This window comes from Bacillus cereus group sp. N21 (assembly GCF_016483395.1).
Taxonomy (GTDB): Bacteria; Bacillota; Bacilli; order Bacillales; family Bacillaceae_G; genus Bacillus_A; species Bacillus_A pseudomycoides.
On the sequence record NZ_JAEHBX010000409.1, the window covers coordinates 1 to 245 of the forward strand.

Genomic DNA, 245 nt, shown 5'->3' on the forward strand with positions numbered 1-245 from the left:
TGTCTCAACACGCCAAATTTATTATTACCTTCTTGATTAGCTTTTTTTTGTTCTTTTTTTAGAAGGTCACTATTGTAGCTAGTAGAAAAAAGATTTACTAGTTCACTTAATCTCCAATCAGAAAAAGATGTCTTCTTAATGTCAACTCTATTCTTTATAATCATAACGGTTTGCTTAATAACATTTAAAAGCTTCATTTCTTCAAACGTAAAGTATATTTCTCCATATATTCTTTGATCCATCAT

The 245-nt window shown here is 27.8% G+C and carries 1 protein-coding gene; it reads right to left on the reverse strand.

Annotated features, from left to right (window positions below; all coding sequences use genetic code 11):
• Window positions 1-245, reverse strand: a 245-nt coding sequence (locus tag JDS96_RS31800) for a hypothetical protein (protein ID WP_206777264.1), incomplete at both ends; no start/stop codon positions are given.